The organism is Brevibacillus fortis (assembly GCF_003013395.1).
In the GTDB taxonomy this organism is placed as follows: Bacteria; Bacillota; Bacilli; order Brevibacillales; family Brevibacillaceae; genus Brevibacillus; species Brevibacillus fortis.
Genome location: NZ_PXZM01000013.1, coordinates 1 through 21,895, shown reverse-complemented (window position 1 = coordinate 21,895; position 21,895 = coordinate 1). Strand labels below are relative to the sequence as shown.

11 protein-coding genes and 1 pseudogene are annotated in these 21,895 nt (G+C 43.3%); 11 read left to right on the top strand and 1 reads right to left on the bottom strand.

Annotated features, from left to right (window positions below):
• The first annotated feature begins 72 nt into the window (after nucleotides 1-72).
• The 5 genes from C7R93_RS09885 to C7R93_RS09865 all read left to right on the top strand — a co-directional run bounded on the left by C7R93_RS09885 (nucleotide 73) and on the right by C7R93_RS09865 (nucleotide 16,419).
• A complete protein-coding gene (locus tag C7R93_RS09885) occupies nucleotides 73-7,815 on the top strand; it encodes a S8 family serine peptidase (protein ID WP_106838645.1) in 7,743 nt (2,580 codons plus the stop codon).
• 62 nt (nucleotides 7,816-7,877) lie between these two features.
• A complete protein-coding gene (locus C7R93_RS09880) occupies nucleotides 7,878-13,334 on the top strand; it encodes an RHS repeat domain-containing protein (RefSeq protein ID WP_244191494.1) in 5,457 nt (1,818 codons plus the stop codon).
• Nucleotides 13,335-13,352: 18 nt separating this feature from the next.
• On the top strand, nucleotides 13,353-13,766 hold the full coding sequence (locus tag C7R93_RS09875) for a hypothetical protein (protein ID WP_106838644.1): 414 nt from the start codon (nucleotides 13,353-13,355) through the stop codon (nucleotides 13,764-13,766).
• Between the two features lie 618 nt (nucleotides 13,767-14,384).
• Nucleotides 14,385-15,341, top strand: coding sequence for a phage lytic cycle repressor MrpR family protein (locus tag C7R93_RS09870; protein ID WP_106838643.1), 957 nt, complete (start codon nucleotides 14,385-14,387; stop codon nucleotides 15,339-15,341).
• A gap of 163 nt (nucleotides 15,342-15,504) precedes the next feature.
• A complete protein-coding gene (locus C7R93_RS09865) occupies nucleotides 15,505-16,419 on the top strand; it encodes a phage/plasmid replication domain-containing protein (protein ID WP_106838642.1) in 915 nt (304 codons plus the stop codon).
• 284 nt (nucleotides 16,420-16,703) lie between these two features.
• On the opposite strand, the gene C7R93_RS09860 is transcribed toward C7R93_RS09865, so the two are convergent.
• Nucleotides 16,704-16,910 carry a helix-turn-helix domain-containing protein gene (locus tag C7R93_RS09860; protein ID WP_047071214.1) on the bottom strand — a complete coding sequence of 69 codons (207 nt, stop codon included), beginning with the start codon at nucleotides 16,908-16,910 and terminating at the stop codon, nucleotides 16,704-16,706.
• Between the two features lie 159 nt (nucleotides 16,911-17,069).
• Here C7R93_RS09860 and C7R93_RS09855 point away from each other — a divergent pair, with 159 nt between their 5' ends.
• From C7R93_RS09855 to C7R93_RS09830, 6 genes and pseudogenes are all read left to right on the top strand, one after another.
• Nucleotides 17,070-17,849, top strand: a complete 780-nt coding sequence (locus C7R93_RS09855) for a recombinase family protein (protein ID WP_106838641.1) — start codon at nucleotides 17,070-17,072, stop codon at nucleotides 17,847-17,849.
• A 14-nt stretch (nucleotides 17,850-17,863) separates the two neighbouring features.
• The gene (locus C7R93_RS09850) at nucleotides 17,864-18,103 is read left to right on the top strand and encodes a hypothetical protein (RefSeq protein ID WP_007722200.1); all 240 of its coding nucleotides are present in this window, start codon (nucleotides 17,864-17,866) and stop codon (nucleotides 18,101-18,103) included.
• A gap of 139 nt (nucleotides 18,104-18,242) precedes the next feature.
• On the top strand, nucleotides 18,243-19,475 hold the full coding sequence (locus C7R93_RS09845) for an IS110 family RNA-guided transposase (protein WP_106838640.1): 1,233 nt from the start codon (nucleotides 18,243-18,245) through the stop codon (nucleotides 19,473-19,475).
• Between the two features lie 42 nt (nucleotides 19,476-19,517).
• Nucleotides 19,518-19,634 (top strand): annotated as a pseudogene (locus tag C7R93_RS31120) (RHS repeat-associated core domain-containing protein); the annotation flags it as partial.
• A 649-nt stretch (nucleotides 19,635-20,283) separates the two neighbouring features.
• On the top strand, nucleotides 20,284-20,775 hold the full coding sequence (locus C7R93_RS09835; RefSeq protein WP_146142417.1) for a hypothetical protein: 492 nt from the start codon (nucleotides 20,284-20,286) through the stop codon (nucleotides 20,773-20,775).
• Nucleotides 20,776-21,358: 583 nt separating this feature from the next.
• On the top strand, nucleotides 21,359-21,895 hold a 537-nt coding region (locus C7R93_RS09830; protein ID WP_106838637.1), incomplete at its 3' end, for a hypothetical protein.

The following is a 21,895-nucleotide window of genomic DNA, read 5'->3' as shown; positions in this document are numbered from 1 at the left end:
TTGGGGGGAGTCGTAGAGAAAGATCCGTTAATGAAAGGTTCATTCATTTTACATAAGAAAAGGAGTTGCATGATGAACAGTAAATTCATCCGTTCCATCAGTATTTGTAACGTATTTATATTGCTCTCTTTACTGTTTTTGCAAACGATTCCTGAGCAGGCGCGCGCATCTGAAAAAACCAAAACATACTTGATTGGTTTCAAGGACAGTAAACGAACAAAAAGGAGCGCCATCCAGGGGACGTCTGTGCAACAACTCAGTTCCAAAATTATGGTGGCTACTTTAACTGAAAGCGAAATGGAAGAATTAGCTCAAGATCGAAATGTAGCGTACATAGAGGAAGACAGTGACACAGAGTTAGCAGAGATCGACCTGTCAGACAAACAGGAGATCCCATGGGGAGTCGAGCATATAGGTGCTGATCATGCACATAGCAAAAATTACTTAGGTAAAAATGTGAAGATAGGAATTTTAGATACAGGAACCTCTCGTCATGAAGATTTGAAAGTGAGTGGCGGCATTTCCTATGTAGAAGGTGAAGCGGATTATGATGATGCCCATGGTCATGGTACCGCTGTGGCTGGGGTGATCGCTGGCAAAGACAATCATCTTGGAATTGTGGGAGTCGCGCCAGAAGCGGAAATCTATTCGATCAAAGTTCTGGATGAAAAAGGTCATGGCAAGTATTCGAGTATGATTCAGGGAATAGAATGGGCCATCCAAAATGACATGAATATCATCACGATCAGTGCGGGTGGGGCCGTGGATAGTCGCGCGTTGCATGACCAGATAAAAAGGGCGAATGAACATGGGATTCTGGTCATTGCAGCAGCGGGCAATCGAGGTCTCGGGGAGGATACCCAATTATTCCCTGCACAATATCCGGAAACGTTGTCGGTAGGTTCCATTGATCGGGATAACCAGCGTGCGGATACCTCAAGTGTAGGCACGGGGTTGGATCTGATGGCTCCGGGCGTGGACATTTTAAGTACTTCTCTTCACCAAGGATATGAATTGCGCTCGGGTACTTCTTTGGCTGCTCCTCATGTGGCAGGTGCCGCAGCAGTCATTTGGTCGAAGAAGGGAAAGGCAACCAACGATGAAATCCGGGATATTTTGGTCGAGAGTGCAACACCTCTAGGAGAGCCACGTTATTATGGCAAAGGGCTGGTGAACCTGGAAAAAGCTATGGAGATAGGAAGCACAGAGTCTCTGGGTATCCAGTCGATTGAATCTTCTCGTAAAGAGCTGGCCATTTCCGTAGGGCAAAACTATCCTTTGAAGATCAAAGCGAAGATGACAGATGACACGATCAAAAACATTACCGAGGAAGCGAAATATGTCAGCAACGATGAAAAAATCGCAACAGTAAACCCATCAGGACTGGTGACTGCGACTGGTATTGGTGAGACACGATTGATCGTAACGTTTGAAGACAAGACGATCGAAATTCCAGTAGTTGTTAGTGAAAAGGTGCCTTTGACCCCGCGTGGTGGTCTTGATACCCCGGAAAATGGTGAATTAATTGTCGGTACCTATGAGATGAAGGGATGGTACCTAGATCCTGCAGGCGTCTCCCAAATCAGCATCTCAATTGATGGCATGAAGGTTGGAGAAGCAACCTATGGTGACCCCAGACCCGATATTGAGGCCAAGTATCCAGCGTATCAAAATGGAAACGCAGGCTTTCATTTTAAACTAGACACAAGAGAAATGGCCGTAGGATTGCATACGATTACGCTTGCCATTCAGAACACGAATGGAGAGCAGACGGTTATCGAAGGGAATACGTTCTATATTGGCAATAAGCAGCCAGTAGAGGGCCTTCATGCGGATGTTTCCAAGCTGGAGCTCACCGCGGAGAGTACGCATCAGCTCGTTGTCTCTACGATTCTCGAAGATAAAACGTTAAAAGATGTCACGACGCTGGCTGAATACACGTCTTCGGATGAAAGTATCGTAACAGTAACGCCGACTGGTCTCGTAAAAGGAACAGGAATGGGAACAGCGATTGTTACGATTCGCTATGAAGGACAAGCCATCACGATTCCTGTCACGATCCAGGAAAAAATCTCGCTTATACCGCGTTGGGAAGTAGAGAGTCCAGCGGATCATTCCACAATGACGGGAGCCTCTCTCATAAAAGGCTGGTATTTAGATCCAGCAGGTGTATCAAAAATAGAGATCCATGTAGATGGGCAAAAAGTAGGGGAAGCTCTTTACGGGCAACCGCGACCTGATATTGCGCAGGCATATCCAGCTTATCAAAATGCTACTTCAGGATTTCAGTATTTTTTAGATACGGCCCAAATAATGGAAGGACAGCACACCATTACGGTGATGGCTGTGAATCAGGAAAGCAAAGAGCAGGTTCTGGCAGAGCGCCCCGTGTCCATCAAGCGTGCAGAACCAGCCAAGAGTATAGCTGCAAATGTTAGCAAGGTCGAACTAACTCAAGGAAATACACAGCAAGTTATCATTTCGGCTGTTTTGCTGAACGACCAAATAAGAGATGTAACAAGAGAAGTGAAGTACACCCTTGAGGATTCTACGGTTGCCAGTATTTCCGATCACGGAATCATCACAGGTCTCCAGATCGGACAAACCGCGCTCATTGTCGACTATCAGGGACAAACGCTGACCATACCGATCTCGGTAAAAGCGGCTGCTGGTCTGTCCCGAGGAGGGATGGACAGTCCTCTCGATAATGCGACGATTAGCGGAGTCTACCCTGTAACAGGCTGGTTTATCGCTTCAAGCGGCGTCTCGAGCATTGAAGTGTTGGTGGATGGCGTTGTCATCGGTGAAGCCACGTATGGTGTTCCGCGTCCTGAAATAGAGATTACCGATATTTCTTTACCGGGTAGCAACATTGGATTTCATTACAGCCTCGACACGGGTCTTTTCCAGAAAGGCAAGCATACCATTTCTGTTCGCGGAACAGCCAAGGATGGAAATCAAACGATACTGGGGTCAAGAACCGTTCAGGTGGTCGAATTGCTACCGGCAATCGGATTGCACGTAGATATCGCCGAGTTGCAGCTACCTCAAGGAAAGACACATCAACTCACTGTCAAAGCAGAGCTGGAGGACCAGAGCAAGCGAGATGTGACGAAGCTAGCCCTTTACACTGTAGAAGATCCATCTGTTGCAAAAGTGAGTCCAGACGGCTTGGTTACGGCTCTAGCGCAAGGCAATACGAGCCTAACGATCAAGTATGGAAATCAGAGTATCAAGATACCGCTCGTTACTACAGCAGCAGAACTACTAAAAGCAATCGGCGAAATAGAAACGCCAGTAAATGACGCGACAATCAATGGTACGTACACCATAGCGGGCTGGTTTTTGCATCCTTCTATGCCTTCTCGTTATCACATCTTTATTGATGGAAAAGAAGTCGGACAAGCCAATTCGGGTATAGCACGTCCTGACATTGCCCTGCTGCATCCAGACTATAAGAATACTAATGCTGGATTCAGCTACACGGTGAATCTGTCCGATTTGCAAGCAGGCAATCATACGGTTTCTGTCGTGGTGACGGATAGCGAAGGAAAACAATACCCATTAGAAGAGAAAAGCTTTGTGGTGGGAGAAGTCGCTCCGGCGGATAGTTTGAAGCATACGGAATCAGGCATCAGCTTAGCAAAATCATCGATGCAAAAGCTACAGATTTCCGCAACTTCAACTGGTCAAAGTCCAAGAGATGTGACTGCACAAGCCGTATATTCGTACGAAAATTCCAATGTGATCCACGTGAGTCCACTGGGGATCGTCACAGGAATCGAAGTGGGAATGACCAAGATTGTCGTCAGTTATGGAGGTCAGACCCTAACCATTCCAGTGGTTGTGACGGAAACAGAATCTGGCCCACTTGTTGCAAAAGGACAGATCGATATTCCGGTGGACAAAGCAGAAATTGGAGGAACTACAACGATTCAGGGGTGGCTCCTTGATCCCGACGGTGTATCCAAAATAGAAGTGTGGGTGGATGGGCAGCTACAAGGAACAGCAGTATATGGCGGGCCTCGCCCAGACATTTTTGCCCTGTATCCGCGCTATGAAAATGCAAATGCAGGATTTCAGTATCAGCTCGATACAATCCGCTTCATTGAAGGAGAGCACAAAATAACTGTACGAGTAACCAACAAAAAGGGAGTAGAAAGTCTCGTCTTCGATAAAGAAGTAACAATTGGCCCCGTAACAGGGATCACTACCAATCTTTCCAAAATTGATCTGGAGAAAGAAAAGACTGCTTCTCTCACTGTTGTTGCCTCTTATCGGGACAAGAGTACGAAGGAAGTAACAGGCGAAGTCACCTACACGATTCAAGACCAAGCCATTGCGAAAATTGACGCAACAGGTGTGATAACGGGCTTATCGCCAGGGAATACTGTTCTGTCCGTGACCTTTGCTGGCATCGTTCAGCAAGTGCCTGTTCATGTAAAGGGCGGCCCTTTGCTGACGACAGGTGCGATTGATGCTCCAGGAGAGAATGAACAGATTAGTGGAAGCTATAACCTAACAGGCTGGTTCATGACTTCCGGTGAAGTGGAAAAAATCGAAGTGTTGATGGATGGCGTTGCAGTGGGTGAAGCGAAATATGGACTGGAACGACCGGATATTTTGCGAATGTACCCAGAGGCACCCCCTGTAAAAGCAGGTTTTTCGTATCTGTTAGAAGTGGACGATCTGGACTTGGGACAACATCAGCTGACTGTGTTGGTAACGGAAAAAGACGGGAAACAAACCAGCATGGAAAAGACAATCACGATAGTGAAACCGATTCATGACAAGTACACCTATTGGCTGCAATTTTCAGATCAGCAAGGCAAGGACAGTTGGTCCTATCAAGAGGTGTCAGGGGATCGTCATACTGATTTGACGTGGAACAAGCAAACAGAAGAATGGAAGAGTAATCACGATACGGCCATCGGGAATACATGGATAAGAGTTGGCAGCTCAAACCCTGTCATCAAATGGGAAGCACCACGATCAGGCAAGATCCAGGTCAGCGGTTGGATTTCCAAAATTCAAGTTGATGAAGGCGATGGAGTAAACGTCCGATTGCTGAAAAATAATGAACAAATTTGGCCGTCCACTGGCTGGCAATCCATTGAATTCAACGATGAGATTGGTGTGGAAATCCAAGCAGAACTTGAGGTAGAGCAAGGAGATGCGCTCTTGTTTCAAGTGGATCAAAAAGAAAGCAGCATCGGCGACTTACTGAAATGGACACCTGAAATAACCTACATGAGTAACGCCGTTAACGATAATGCGGCTCCCCAAATCTATTTGACCTCTCCCGCTGTGGGAGCAGCGGTCTCTACCGTTGATGGCAAAGATGTTGTTGCGATATCAGGTTTTGCCATGGACCCGAATATGGGAGATCAAGTAAACATTTGGTACCAGCTGGATGAAGAGGATCCACAAGAGTTGACGAGATTTACGGCTTCGGAAAAGCATCAACCATTTTTGTACAACCTGCCTACCCATCATCTGAAACCGGATGTTTTGTACTCACTTCGTGTCTGGGCCGTTGATCAAAAGTCCGGAAGATCACTCAGCGAAAAAGTAGACTTCACCTTGGACATGAGAGCACAAGCCGAAAAGGAAGACATCGTGGTTGTCGCAAAGTGGAAATCTCCGAGCGATGGAACCGAAATTTCAAAAGGAGAAAAGGTTTCCCTGACCTGGGATTACGCAAGCTACGGTGGGCACGCAAGTAAAATTGAATCACAAGAATTGCTCATTTACATTAGCGAAGGTGGGCATGTCACCTCAACGATCCGCGAAAAATTGACAGGCACAGCACGTTCCTACGTGTTTGATACAAGTGTGATCGAGAAAAATGCCCGAGTGGAAGCCCGAATTCGCTCGATTATGCCGAAGACTCCTGTTTATGTTTATGGTGGCACGGCGAAGCTGAATTTCAGTGTTTTGGCTGCCAATCAAGCTCCAGTCGTACAAAGTACGGAGTTTGTCACATTGGACAGAGGGCTTACAGGATTTATCAACTATACGCTCAATGAAAATGATGTCACGGACAAAATCGTTGCGACAAAATTACGAGTAGGCTTCACGCCAGGTGGAAACGAGCTTGGTGAAAAGGAAGAGATGATCCCGGAGGCTTCCCAAAACAGACAGGTTGTTAGCAGATATTCCTTCCCCCTATCAAAAGATATGCTGCAACAAACCATTTACTGGACAGTGCAGGCGCAGGATAACCGGGGAGCTTGGACACCAGCTGTTAACTATTCCGTTCGACTGGTAGAGGCACTTCCGAAAATCGTGATCTATACGCCGGTTGCCAAAAGAGTCATGGACCTTGATGACACTTTTACATTGGATGGAACATACACGAAGCTTAGCTCTGGAGAAATGATTGCAGCCAAGGTCGACCTCTCTGATCCTGCCAAAAATTTCACGACAACTGGAACATCCGGTCAGTGGGAGCTGAACTGGACCGGGCGTGAAATCGGATCAGGTACGTACGAAAATATCCAAGTGACAGAACCGATTGTAGCCTATTACGGCGGAAGCTTAACGGTAGAAGACAAGCCGGATGCTCCAAGTATCGTGAACGCGGAGGCCGAAACCAATTCACTCAAAATCTATTGGAGCCCATCTGTAGGTGCCATTGACTACGGAGTCCAAGTCGATGGCGGCGGTATTAAAAAGGTAGGCGACGTTACTAATCATACGATTACGGGTCTTCAGCCTGCGCGTGTGTATACCATTAGACTTTGGGCGTATACTTCAGCCGGTATTAGCAGCTACAGCAGCTCAATTACGGTCGAAACGAAGCCGGCGGAAGGTAATTTTAATGGAATGGTCGAGAATAGCCCAGTGCGGATGTATTTCCCTGCAAAAGAGGCGAAATACATGAAAATCGTTGCTGGAACAAATGGAACCTATTCATTCACGTTAAACAACGATTCGGGCTCACCTGCAATTGCAACCCTATCCGTCTATAAAGCGGCCAGCTTGCAGCCACATGAGGAGATTGCGGCGGGAGCGAATGGAAGAGTCAACCCCGTATTTGTTGCAGGAAAAACCTATTATGTAAAGATTGTCGCAAACGATTCCTTCTACGCTACGCTTCTGGCAAAGCCGGGGGGAGAGGCCTTTACCTTTAACCAACCAAAGGAAATTACGCTTCAGCCTGGTCAAACGGTAGAAATGACCATGAATACGACTATTCCTGGCAAGTATCGCATGGTGACACAATTGAAAAATCAGACACATAAATATCCGGTTGTCACGGTACTGTCCAATGGAAATGCTGTAACACCTAAAGAGACGCCAACTCCTTCAGAAATCAATTATGAGCTGGGGATGGGGAACTACACGATCAAATTGACCAATTCCGAGAGCTATCCAGTAAGTGTTTCCTTTACCGTTTTTGCTCCACTCCCTGGTGGGACTCTGTATGAGTACGTTTACGATCAAAACAATCGGATCAAGGCGATTAAAGAAAATGGCGTAGAATCCGTAACGTTCATTCATGATGAGAATGGAAACATTTTAAAAAGTGTCAAGCATGCAGTGACGCTTCCACCGAAAGGAACCGTATTACATGTGGATTTGGAAAAGGTGGAGGTACGAGCTGGCAGCACCCGACCGATTAAGGTCACAGCAACATTGGAGGACGGCAGTACGCTGGATGTAACAGCACAAGGCCTTTACTCGGTGGTAGATTCTAGGGTTGGATTTATCGTGAAAGGCGTTGTACATGGGATGAATCCTGGAACAACAGAAGCCAGGGTGTATTACGGCGGACAGTTTAAAACGATAACGATTACGGTTGTACCCTAATCCATGTTCATGCAGTCCCCCCTTCGCATCATGGGGGGACGAATATCTCTAACGGAGGCATTATGAAACATTTTTCCATAAAATCACTCATGATTTATGTGCTATGTCTTGCGTTATGCACGACGATGCTACCGCTTGGAACGACTTTCGCAAATGAATCCTCCCCCGTGTCCATCTCTCATGTAACGTCAGGTGCGGAAGCAGCAACACCCGACACGGCAATCGAAGAGATTCAACAATCCATGGGCGAGCCAATCACCAATGACAAGGGAGAGGCAAAAAATCCAACTGAATACACGGAAACGGATATTTCTTCTCTTACATGGACGCAGTTAGACACTGGCACGGTTATTGAAATTCATCGCAGTTTTGACAGAGCATTGTTGAAATACGCAGCTTATTTCTATTCCGAGTTGCTGCAATTACTAACAGCAGAGGAACAAGAAGAAGTCAAACGTCTTTCCACTGAGCAGATTATCACCCAATTCGAGAATCTGAGTCAGGAAAGCAAAGACCTCTTGCAGCGGTTAACCCCTCTCGTTCTATCTAAAATGAATGAAATCAAGCAACTCGAAGAACAGATGGAGGTTCAATCCACTACGCCTCCTCCGGTAAAATACACCGAAAAGGATCAGGAGTTTCGATTTGCTCGATCAAAAACAGAGCAATCCGTCGATGATCTATATCGTGCCGCGAACCTGGTAGAGCAAGATCTCTATTTGCCGGGCAAGCATGGACTGGACCTGGATGTAAAACGTAGATACCACTCCTTGAGCAGTAAAATTAGTGTACCAAGCTGGGATGAGGACTTTTCCAAGAACGAATCACTGAAGGCCAATGAGAAATTTGCAACCGGCTGGGATTTTAATATGCCGAGATTGGATATCGTCAGTCGGGAGCAGGCCGTAACGGTAAGGGACGACCCCTATAATCCAAGTCAACAAATCTACTCTACCAAAGTAGATAAGGATCCATCGAGTAATCGGTATTACATTACCTTAGAAGACGGCACATCTTTAGAATATCGGTTCAACAAGTTTGTGAATTATCCGTATCAAGACATCTTCTTCACGATTGACAACGTGAATCGGAAGTATACGCTGCATTACCGTAATTTGAAGTACGAGTTTGATGTCACGTTGGGAACGGTAGTCAAATCCAATATTTATGGGGACACGATCAAGTACAACCTGAATAGCGATGGAGAGCCAGTTAGCATTGAAGACAGTGTCGGCCGCTATGTGGTGATGAAACGAAAGCAAAACGACACTACGCAGGATTTGATTGTCTATAAAGACAAGACAGAGACCACCGTTCTCAAGCACATTCGCTACCACTTTGAACGAAAGTTCGCATTGAGTGGTTACCATCAGCTCGTCCGCGTAGAAGTCCTGCCGGCAGCGGGGAGCGGAAGCAGCCCGTATACAATGGCGCGGTATGCCTATCATGATCCGAAAACGAAGGGCATTGCTTATTTCAATTTAAACAAAAGCTATACGCTGGAAAAGCTGCCTACAGATCAAACCCTACAGGATTCAGCGAAGTATTGGGATTCCGATGTAGCCAAGCGCACGGAAATCGATTACTTGCTCATGCAAGAAGCATCCTATCCCTTGCAAGGCTTAAAAATCAATTACGATTACCGTCCCTATCAATTAGGTCAGACTACCTTCAATGACGGACTCGTACGGATTTTTCAAGACAAGTATACCTTAAGCTATGTATCCTACCATCCTGTTAATAAAGTATCGTACAGCTATACGCAGAAAACGCCGAGCGGTACGAATACGTATAAGCTGGAAAAGACCTATGCAGATAACGGCAATTTCCGTGAGATATGGAAGGTACCAAAGGAACAGCTGCCCAGATTGAAGAATTTTACGGATCGACATGGGGATACCATTCATGTCACAGAATCTGAGGCTTCCCGTTACACGAAAAATAAACGGTACAAGGTCAATCAAGACGGAAATCCTTTGCTGAGAAGTGAGAAGACGACAGGTATTAGTAAAGGCGGAACGAATGTATCTGGCGCGAAGTATCGGGTCGAGTACAATCCAACTACGTACACGACCTACGCCTACTCAGGTCGGAATACAAAGCCGACATATCAATATGTTTTTCTCGAACCGTCATCTGCCGTTAGCGATTTGGATGTGTACAATCACTACTTGAAAGACCCGAATGTTTCCAATCGCGCACAGTATGCTGCCAAGATTAACAATTACGCTCAAGAGACGTATTTGGAATATAACGATTATGGACAACTCATCAAGCAGATTGCGCCAGACGGGATTGTGAGCACATGGACGCATGATGAGGTGGCTCTGAATCCATGGGGCTTCCGGACCTTCTCTGTATTAAAGGCGGCCAGAACACAATCAACGACGGCATCCGGTGATCCGTATTATTCGAATACGACATTTGAGTACAACGATCAATATTTGCTCAGGAAGGAAACGGAGATCAACTCGTTCCCTGCCAATTTAATCAATACTCCCAAGAGTCAATCGGTTGAACGGACTTATGAGTACACAAACAAACAGCTTTATTCGATAACGGAGAACTTTGGCGCAGGTAAGACAAGAACGCAGACCTTTACCGCCTATGATCAATACGGAATTCAGCCCACGCAGATCGCACTCGCAGGTGTCGAGCTGGAAAGCGGAAGGTCAGATGTGCTGAATTTCTCCTACGAAATCGATGACAAAGGCCAAATCAAAAGCCAGACCTATCCGAACGGAAGCAAGGCTACGTACGATTACGATGAGTTAGGCCGACCATTATCGGAGACTTTTCACAATCAAGGCGCAAAACGAACGATTACGTATGTGTATCGGGATGGCGAGGCCTCTGGATCGAGTACAGATGGACCGGGCATCGTTGAGAAAATTGCTCCGGATCAATCGAAACTCATCACTTACTACACCCCATATGGAGATCCCGCCTATCAAGAGCAGGTGGGCACGACAGGTGCGAAGCGTTCGTTGGTAGAAAACGAGTTTACACCAGATGGAATGGAGATTAGCCGCACGGTTCCTTACGGGAAGCAGGAGCAAAGTACCTCGTACCTGTATGACTGGGACGGTTTTGTGTACCAAACGACGAATTCCTTAGGAACGACTAAACAACATCGAAACAATGCCTACTCGGATGGAACAAGATACTTACCGCGTTTGACGGAACAAACGCTCTCTCCGAATGGCTTTATCGCGACCACATACCGCGATTTGTATGGAAAAGTGGAGAGCACAGAGGAGACGACCCAAAGCGGCAGTCACAATCGCGTGACGAACTACCAGACGGATCGATTCGGGAAAGTAACCAATAAAGAAATCTCGGACGGCAAGACTTCCCAAGCGTGGAGTATGCGCTTCGATCATAACGACAACCTAGTTTATTTGCAGGACCCTGAAAATAACGTAAATGTATACGGGTACGATGGACTAGGCAATCTCACCAGTGTATTGGAGAATGGCACGACTACGGCAGAGTATACCTACAATAGCCTGTCGTGGAAGCTCTCCGAAAAGAATCCGGAAACAAAAGCGGAGACGTACACCTATGAGAAAAGTGGCGTTGTAAAAACTTTTAAGGACAAAAACGGTGTCACATTCAACTATGACTACACGCCTTTCCATGAGTTAAAGAAAGTTTCTTCCGGCGCTTCTTTCTATGAAGACCGGGTGTATGATCCACAATCTGGCCTGCTTCTGAGTGAAAATAATCACACAGGAAACTCTATCAGCTATGGCTACGATGGATTCCATCGGAAGAATCGCCAAACGATGATGGGCAAGGATTACCAGCTTCTGTATTCCGACAACGACGATACGATAGATACACTCGTATATCCAGCAAGGGGGGCGGTATCTGGTTCAGCGCCATCTCTAAGTGTCGGATACACCTATGACAATGCAAACCGATTAAATTCGGTGGCGATCCCGGGAGTGGGAACGACCACGTACACGTACGATATCAGTAACTCAGGAGAAAGCAATGCTGTATCGTATCCGGGACAACCGACAGCGATGCAGCAATCTATTAGCTCATTTGGTGAGAAAACAGCCTTAAAGCATGCCGATGGCTGGAATGAGACAAATGGCTACGATCTGTTTGGGAATATCACCAGTCAAAAGCGCTCCGGTACGAATTATGGATTGTTTGTATACGACAAGCTTTCCCGGATCAAGGAAGAATCGGTCGAGGGAAACATCAAGCAATACGCTTATGACAAGCGCGGCAACCGCCAAGTGTATGCAAACGCTCCGGCAGACATCTTGCGCTCCTATGAAATGAAGCACGATTTGTTTAATCGTTTGCAGGAGTATAAGGATGAGAAAGGGACAACGACGTACACGTATTACCCAGGTGGATTGCGGGCGACGAAGCAGCAGACAGGCAGTGTTACTGATACGACCAACTACGTCTATCTGAATGGGCAAGTGATTGAAGAGCTGACGCAGGATGGTAGAGTGAAGGCGCGGAATGTATTCGGTAACCAGTTGATCTGGCGAAAGGATTATGCGGCGAATCTCGAAGGCAGTTACTACTACAATAGCCACGGCGATGTTGTTAAGATCAAGGATTCGAACGGTAACATCTTGAATACGTATGACTATGATATTTGGGGTAACTTGATTGCGGATAAGGTCAAGGAAACGATTTCCAACCCGTTTATGTATGCGGGGGAGATGTACGATAAAGAGAGTGGTTTTTACTACCTGCGTGCACGGTACTACGATCCGAAGATCGGGCGGTTTATATCGGAGGATACGTATAAGGGGCAAGTGGATAATCCGCTGAGTTTGAATCGGTATACGTATACGCATAACAATCCAATTAGATTTATAGACCCGAGTGGGCATTATATAGATCAAACATCGGGCGGTTATTTTGGTGGTAATCACGTTGATCTTGTGATGTCTTGGGGAGGAAGAGCAGTAACTTATGCTGACGCTCACAAAATAGATTATGATGAAGCAGTCGAGGCGATTGTACCCGCAAATTTAAAGCAGGAAGTTCATGAGGTTGTATTTCAAATTGGTGCTACGAGGACACAAAGAATTGCAGGAGATGTACCTGATTTAGGATTGGCAGTTCCTGCCACCGGTGCATTAGCGGCGGGGACGTTGAAAAATACGTCTAAGGGGACGGGACAAGCTGCCAATAATTTTAGATGGGGAAATCCTAAAAGTACTCCCACGTATGGTCATACTTTTTCAGAGCACGGTGCTAAGAAAAAGCCAAATCAGCTTATAGATAGAGCCAGAGGAAAGGGACATCAAATCAGCCAATGGCTTGATGAGAACAGTGCGGCAGATTTTCTTGCAGAGGTGGCGAAAAAGGGCCCTGGTGTTCATGAAGTTCCGTTACCATCATCTATTAAATCAAGAGGATACTTGCCAGATGGTACTGAAATAAAACCTGATATGGCTAGAGTGATAGTGAAAGAGGATGGTGGAATTAGGTCGGCTTTTCCATATAGCAGTGCTCATCCTTCAGGAATAGGAAAATAATAAAAAGGAGCAATAACCATGGAGAATGTATACCCGGAGTATGTTACTAAGAGTGCTATTGAAGGTCTTGTCAAGAAAATTAAATTACCAGCTCCTGATGAATTTTCACAAGACTGGGAATATGAAGTGTCGGATTCTTCAAGAATAACCGAATTCTTATACGCCTATGAAAATATCGAATTAAACGTAGACGAAAAATTTGCTTTAATGATTATTATTATTTCATCATTCAATGATGCTATAGTAGAAAGAAAGGCTGAGGAGAATTCGGCTAGTCTGATCAGATATCATCTTCTTCAAGATATTAGTATTCATAAGAATACTATTTATTATTGGTCGATGTTGGATGAGGATGATCTGGAAAATTGTCATGCTGTAACATCTTTCATGAGAGAGATTGCATATGTCGCCAAATTAGATAGTCAAGACTAGAGTTGTTAGAGGGAATTAATTTACTGGGTTTACAACTCCAACAACAAGATCGTACAATTCAACCAACAAACCAAACCACTTGAGAAACTTTAAAAGGCTTATTCCAACTTAAATGATGAGGAGGAATAGGCCTTTTGCATGCTCAAAATCAGAGTAGAAATAGGCAATTCGCAAAACAAGTACAAGTAGTAGTGAAAGGGGGAGGTTCAATTGCACTGGCATAAACCGAGTATGAGGCGATTGTAAAGGAAATAAGAGGTCTATGTGAGAAGAGGTAAGAATTACCGCAACATGCAGACTAACTTAGACACTCTGGCAGTGCCGAACTACAAATAGCAACAGAGCTAGCTACTGAAAAGGCTAGCTATTATAGCAATCTAGCAGAACAAAACCAACCTCGTTAATAAACAATTTATGGACCCCACGAATCGCGAGGAAAATACAGAATTATAATTCCGTTACGTCCAAACGAGTAATTAACATTCGTCTGGGGTTTCTTTTTTTCATAGATGATGTAAAAAAGTCTTGTTTTAAAATGCAAATTTATAGTAATATCAATTCAAGGAAGTCGAACTATAAATTTATAGTATTCCTGTTTCATAAGAAAGGTGTGTAACCATGTTTAACCCCGAAACAAAAACAGCCTTTCTTCAAGGATATAAAGAAAATACCCAAAAAGCTTATTCAAGAGTTTTCAACCTGACAATGAAGTTCGAAGTGGAAAAGGATAAGGATTTGCTCCACTTTACATTGGATGAGATTGAAACTGCCCTGCACAGCTTCCAAGCTTCTACAGGAGACTCTCTTAATACAGCTGGGAGAACGATATCTGCTTACTTGAATTGGGCAAGGGCAGAGGGGCTTAGAGAGGACACCAATCCACTGGAGTCCGTTTCAAAAGAATGGTTTAAGAGCATGGTAGGAAACACCCATCAACAATTTATTACGAAGCAAGAAATCGATGCAATTATTGACCAATGTAATAACGATCAGGATTCAGTGATTCTCTCCCTGTTATTCGAAGGTGCGGGTGGAAGAGAGGTAAGTGAACTACGCAATCTAAAACGTGAACAAGTCAATGATGAGAAACGAACATTGATATTGATTAACGATAAAGAAGAAACAAGAGAAATTCAAATATCCGAGCAGTGTCTGAAATTAATAAATGGCGCAATCAAGCAAAAGGAATATCTCAAAGGTAATGGGGAGATGAGACGAGATCATCTCAAAGAAACAAGTGAATTAATTGAAACAGGCTATGTAATCAGGCCAGCCAAGACAAGAAATGTTCATATGGAACAAGTCAGTCCTCATCTGATTTATGGGAGATTACATGCATTAGAAGAATACTTTGGTTTGGACAATCTACGAGTGAAAACGATTCAACGCAGCGGGATGATCTGGATGGGAAAACAACTGCTAGAACGTGATGCTGAACTCGGAAAAGAGCAGTATTATGAGATATGTGAACGGTTCGGCGTAAGCAAAGTAATGAATGGCAACAAGCTAGAGTATTTGTGGTGGGGATTAAAAGACTTCGTAAATCCAGACATGATTGCTGCATTGTACGAGTAACGCACCTAGAGGATGTAATTCCTCTGGGGAAACAAGATAAAACTAAAAATTTATTGTAAATCGATGAAGGAGGTGAACAAACGTATGAGTTGCTATCTTTTGTTATAACATGCCAAATCATATTTAATATATTAAAATTTATAGTAAAAAGGAGAGTATATAATTGTTTGATTCCATCAAAATGAAAGTAAGTTCCCTATTTATTCAACCTGAAATATTACGAGAATATAACCTTGCATCTTTTACATACCGTAATCAGAAAACAGGTGTCATAACCACATATAAAATGCAAGACGAGATCATTCCATATATCAAATATCAAGATGGGAGCAGAACCTTAACGATTCAAGTTTCCATTCCTAAGCTGCTTTATGGAAATAATGTCAAAGCACTCAACGAATCAGATATTCCTGCCTTCTTTCAACGAGTACAAGAACGATTACAGCAATTATTCGGTATCCATATTGCCCATGAAGATTGGAGAATTACCCGTTTAGATGTATGCTGCAATTTCCATGTTGGGAATCGAACAGGGGAGTATGTTCGTCAGTTGAGCAAAGGGAAAATGCCCTATAAAGATACGCGAAATTATAATCATGACGAAACAGTAGAATTTTATAACAAGAGTAGCAGAGTCATTCTGTACGATAAATACAAGCAATGTAAGCGAGCTAAGGAACCGAAGGAGATCATCGAGCAATCCAAGGGAATTTTGCGATTAGAAATTAGACCAAGCGACAATGACATGAAGAAATATACCAAAGAGAAGAGAGCCATTCATCTCGTCACTCATTCCTTTTTTACCTACATAACCCAAAAGACACTTGCTGGATTACCATATACAGAAAATGTGGAAACGATTGACTATGAATGGCTTTTGGAAAACAAGGAGGAAATATCAAAGATTGAGACCTATCTAGGTTTCACTATGATCAAAAATTTGTTCCAAGAAAGTGGAATAAGAGCGATTTATACAACATCCACTCTTCCTAATCGTAGGAGTTTGGCAAAGCAAATAACCATCCCGAAAAAGGGACGGTTAAAAAGGTTAGAGATTATTGATTCAGTTCAGGGCTGAAGACATCCACTCACACCGTATTGTTGTTAACACGATAACGATAAAAATTATAGAACTTTGGATAAATTTTGAATGGACAGAGCCTACTAATAAAGAAAAATAAGCAAATAGAGCAGTCCTTACAAAGAAAATGTGTCTCCCTACGATACCGTATCGATACAACCTGCTGCCATTCGGGGGTATTTTACATCTCTATATAGTGAATGGACATGGGAATAGGGGCATTACACATCTAGTCCCGTAGGTAGGTTGGATTTTAGGCGATTAAGTTTTGAGGTGGAAAATTACTCTCCCTCCAACACCAGCAATTCATGCAACTCAATATCTAATGTCTTACAGATCGTTTCAAATGTACTAAGGTGAACCCTATCTACTTGGCTGGAACAGAGATGGCTGATTGTATTCGGTCTAAGACCAGTGAGTCTTGCCAATTCTCGTTGAGACATATTTCTCTGATCAAGGATTTCTTTTAACTTTACAATTATAGGCATTTTGAGTCCTTCTTTCCCGTGAACATTCTTTATCCATTATACGTGCAATTTTAGCACGAGGAAAAGGTCGTTGATTGTATCTGCTAAGCGATATATAATTATTTTGTATCTACTAGGCGTTACAATGATTCAAATTCCTGTAACGGGAAGGGGAATAGTATGGAAAAAGTAGTGGGATATGTCAGAGTATCGACAAAAGGACAAGTAAAAGATGGGTATAGTCTAGCCTACCAAGTAGAGGAGATTCAGCGTTATTGTCTGGATAATAATCTAGAATTACTGAACATCTACAAGGATGAGGGGATTAGTGGAGCAAAAGTGGATGAGGATGGATTGACTATTGAACGGGAAGGTTTACAAGAACTCTTATCCAGTTTTACTTATCAAAAAGTAAGCCATATCATCGTCCTCAACACCTCACGATTGTGGAGAGCCGACATGGTGAAAGTCCTCATTCAAAGAGAGTTAAAACGGCACTCCGTAGACGTAAAAGCAATTGAGCAGCCCAACTATAGTATTTATGCCCATGACCCGAATGATTTTCTAATCAATGGCATGATGGAATTACTCGATCAATACCAACGTTTGGAGATAGCGCTCAAACTAGGGAGGGGAAGAAAAAAGAAAGCGCAACAAGGAGGATATGCAGGAGGAGGAGTTGCTTTCGGATATACGGCAACGAAAGGGCAGAAGGCCATTCAGATAGATGAGAGACAGGCGGAGACGGTGCGGAGATTGTTTTCTTTACGTGAAATGAATCCCACTTGGTCACTTTCCCAACTGGCTATCCAACTGAATGCAGAAGGGTATACAACGACACAGGGTAAGTCTTTTACCAAGGTACAGGTCAAACGAATCATTGATCGTGAAGCCTTCTACAGGGGTATCTACCGCTACGGTCAGATTGAAGCAAATGGACTTCACCAAGCCATTATGTAGCGGGAGGAACGAACGTGGAAGCTCAATTCACTCATTATAAACAGGAAGAGATACGTTCTCTTGATAAGATTCAGACATGCGAAATAGGTACACAATTGATTTTTGACTATGTTCAACAAGAGAACGCTGTATTTAACATCGCTACGATAGAGGAAATAATAAAAGCCATCTTTCAGGTGGAATTACATCAACGAGAATACTTGCTGCAAATCCGTTTAGCGAAGGCATTGTCTAGCACCAAATTACAACCGTAATGATAGAACGATAATGACATGAAAAGAATGTACGAGCTAACGTATCCGTGCGTGTTCATCTTTGAATAATGCTTGTTCGGAGGGTGCTGGCATTCTTTTCTCTACATCATTACTCATCAAAGATAGGGGTGAAGTCTTTTTGCATCATAAATTGAAGTACCTATATATCGGAGTAGACTTACATAAACGTCATCATACAGCGGTGATGATGACCTGTTTCCATGAAAAGAGAGACGAAATCCAATTCGAGAACAAGCCGTCAGCGTTTCCGAAGTTTCTGCAACAAGTAGAAAAACTAGCCAAGAAGGAAGGCTTGACCCCTATGTTTGGCTTAGAAGATGTGGGGGGCTACGGAAGAGGATTGGCTATGTTTCTAATTGAAAATAAATATGAAGTAAAAGCAGTTAATCCTGCCCTTACGGTATCCATGCGCAGAAGCAGTCCAAACAACAAGAAAACAGATGTGTGGGATGCAGAGTGTGTGGCTCGTATCTTGATTTCCAACTTGGATACACTGCCGACTGCAAATCCACATGACCTTTATTATGCAATCTCACAGCTTGTCACAAGAAGAGAAAACATTGTGAGTGTTGTAACAGGAATCAAGTTACAGCTTCATCAATTGCTAGGCTACCACTATCCAAGTTACAAGAAATTCTTCTCACAAGTAGATGGGAAGACGGCATTAGCTTTCTGGTTGAAATATCCTTCTCCGAGTTGTTTGCGTGGGGTAAGTGTGGATGAATTGGCTACCTTTCTGTATAAGAAGAGCAATCGCTACATGTCTACCAAGAAGGCAAAGGACATTCTATCTCTCGTACAGCAAGATGGAGACACATCGAAAGACTATCAAGGAGTCAATGATTTTCTTGTTAAAAATGTGGTTCGGGACTTGATCGCCAGAGACCATCAGCTAGAGCAAATTGATACAGAGTTGGCGAAGCATCTTGCCTTACTGGATTACAAATTAGAGACCATGCACGGAATTAGTACGGTCACTGCGGCGGAATTAATTGCGGAGATTGGCGATATTTCACGTTTTTCCAGTGCTGACAAGTTAGCTAATTTCGCTGGAATTGCACCCGTTCAGCATAGTTCAGGGAACAAGCAAAAGAGTAAAAAGAGCAAGTTAGGCAACCGTAGCTTGTATGATATCTTCTATAACCTTGCCATTCGGCAACTGGGTGTATCAAGGGCGAAGAAACCCAATCATCCTGTTTACCATGCATACTACGAAAGAAAGCTGGCAGAAGGGAAAACCAAGTGGCAAGCGATTATTTGCGTCATGCGTAAATTGGTCAATATCATATACAGCATGATGAAGAACAAGACGGAATATAAAATGCCAGTCCTTACAGAACAGGTGGCGTAGTAGCAGGGTGGTAGCGGAAATGTTGCCACCTAACCTTTATCCATTGAGCGCTTTATCATGGAGGATACGTATAAGGGGCAAGTGGATAATCCGCTGAGTTTGAATCGGTATACGTATACGCATAATAATCCGTTGAGGTTTGTTGATCCTAGTGGGCATGCACCTGAACAAGGTCTAGGTGTGGCACCTAGCAATGGAAATTGGAAAGACTCAAGAGATTTAACACCAAGTGAAGCTATGTGGGTTCTAAGTAATCCAGAAAGTACTGATAAGCAAATAGTTCAGGCTTTGTACGGCATGGGTCGAAGTATTTTTGCTCCTGATAAAGGTGGAGCTTCAACGTTATCGAGTATAATGAAATATTCAAGAGTACCTTCCACGTCAACGTTTAAACTATTGAATTTAGCATCAGGTAATAACCCGATTGTTGGAGCAATTAATGTGGACATAAAAGCAGGCAAAGGAGTAAATGTTATTGCAGATGCAAATAAATTACCCTTTCAGAACTCTTCTTTTGATGCAATTGTGTCTGTTAGCCCTTTTGGATTTGATCCGTTAACATCTGATGCGTTTAGAGTTTTAAAAGAAGGTGGAACATTTACTATTGTGGGTAACTATGGTAATAAGGATTTTAAAAAAGTCTTTAATGCAACAGAGCAAGAACTTAGGAATGCTGGTTTTGGTCTAATGTATAAAGGAAAGCCGGCGGATGATTTACTAACTAGTTTTACAACGAGTGGTAAAGCTATCAATCCTGAAACTTTGAAACAGATTACATTATATAAATTACATTTTGATTAAGAAATGAGTGAGTAAAATTAGAAAAATAATTGATGTTACAGGTGAATTGTTTAATCAATTGGATTTTACAGAATCAACATTATTCTTTCACTGCTTTAGAGAATTACCTGAGTCAATAGAAATTGAAGTGTGGGGTCTATCATTAAGCGGAACACAAAAAAATGAGGACTACTATGTATCTGGAATTTCGACCATCAGCTTTGAAGGTGTGACATCTGGTTTGTTAGATGTTTCCGTATACCATCCAGAAAAAAATGACTTTATTAAGATCCGAAATGGCATAAATTTAAAATTAACGAAAAGCTGGGGAGAGCCTTTAGCGTATGAAGAGTATCAATATCATCTAGGTGGAGTATTAGACTGGCCGAGTGGCTATTGTCAACTTGGTATTAACGCAACTGGAACAGTGAGAGTGTCATTTGAAACAACTGATTTTGTAATATCTAGTGCCTATGTAAAGAATCCAGAAAAATATACGTACAAAGGGAATAGAGGTTAGGTGTACGAAATGCAATTAACTCCAGATAAGTAATCAACTACTCGTTTGGGGTTCTTGTTATTCTCCGATCTTCGCAGTAGTAAGGGGGCTACAAAAGTAAAAAGACACAAATCTCTATGAGAAACCAAATTTCTATTCATTCCGATAGAATGGCAGGTTGGTTGTGAAGCAATTTCACGGGTACATTTGAAGTAAAGAATAACCTACGCAACTGATGTTGATGGGGTAGTAAAAGCTAGAGCTAGCAAAGCGGCAAGATTGGGAGTTAAAACTGTTGAGGCGAGGTTAGTGAAAAAAACTTATTGGATGTAATTGCTTTACAACAGGACATAAAGGATGAGAGTAACCCTGATGAATAGCCCAAGGACAATGGAGTAAAGCGGATTTAGAATATGCCGCAACAAAAGCCAGTACTTTGGAAAAGGGTCAAGGGGCTTGGTTTGATCTTCCATCCGGTTCAACTTCTGTTGTACACATGCCTGATGGAACCACTGTAAAAGCAACAAGAATGTGGGTTAGAAATAATGGTACAGGTACTTTTCATGGATATCCGGCCCCAGAATAAATTCAAGGAGGTTTCTAGATGTCATTCATTATTCAAGCAAGTTGTCCAAGGTTTACTGGAATTTTGGATAGTGAAGCAGAAACATTATCAGATGCAATAGAGAGTGCTTTCCCTCTTGTAAATGAAGTTACTATAATTTCATGGAATTATGATCCCATAATGCTTAGTTATAAATATGATATAAGCATTATGATTGATGATATTTTAGATATATTAGAAGCAACAAGAATAGAAGTCTCTGGTACAAAAACTGTTCACTGGGCCTCAAATTCATTTTCAAATGTATGGCATTTGTCATGGGATAATACACAGTTATCGATAAAAGCCGAGTGGGGCAGAGTAATAGGAGGAACAGAGCAATTATTACAAACTAGCGGCAGTGTTACATTAACAAAACAATCATTTAGCTCAGAGTGGAAAAGAGTCCTACAAAACATTATAGCTGCTTTGGGAAAGTCGGGTTATTCGGAGGACAGGCTACCGAGCATGAAGCGTCTGATTTTTGAGTATGAGGCAATAGAAATGGAAGGGACTATCGAGTCTGTAAAATATTCT

Bases quoted from the DNA above. Each gene is read 5' to 3' on its own strand.
- C7R93_RS09870 (WP_106838643.1), top strand. From the start codon at position 14,385: ATGTTTAACCCCGAAACAAAAACAGCCTTTCTTCAAGGATATAAAGAA.
- C7R93_RS09885 (WP_106838645.1), top strand. From the start codon at position 73: ATGAACAGTAAATTCATCCGTTCCATCAGTATTTGTAACGTATTTATA.
- C7R93_RS09880 (WP_244191494.1), top strand. From the start codon at position 7,878: ATGAAACATTTTTCCATAAAATCACTCATGATTTATGTGCTATGTCTT.
- C7R93_RS09855 (WP_106838641.1), top strand. From the start codon at position 17,070: ATGGAAAAAGTAGTGGGATATGTCAGAGTATCGACAAAAGGACAAGTA.
- C7R93_RS09860 (WP_047071214.1), bottom strand. From the start codon at position 16,910: ATGCCTATAATTGTAAAGTTAAAAGAAATCCTTGATCAGAGAAATATG.
- C7R93_RS09875 (WP_106838644.1), top strand. From the start codon at position 13,353: ATGGAGAATGTATACCCGGAGTATGTTACTAAGAGTGCTATTGAAGGT.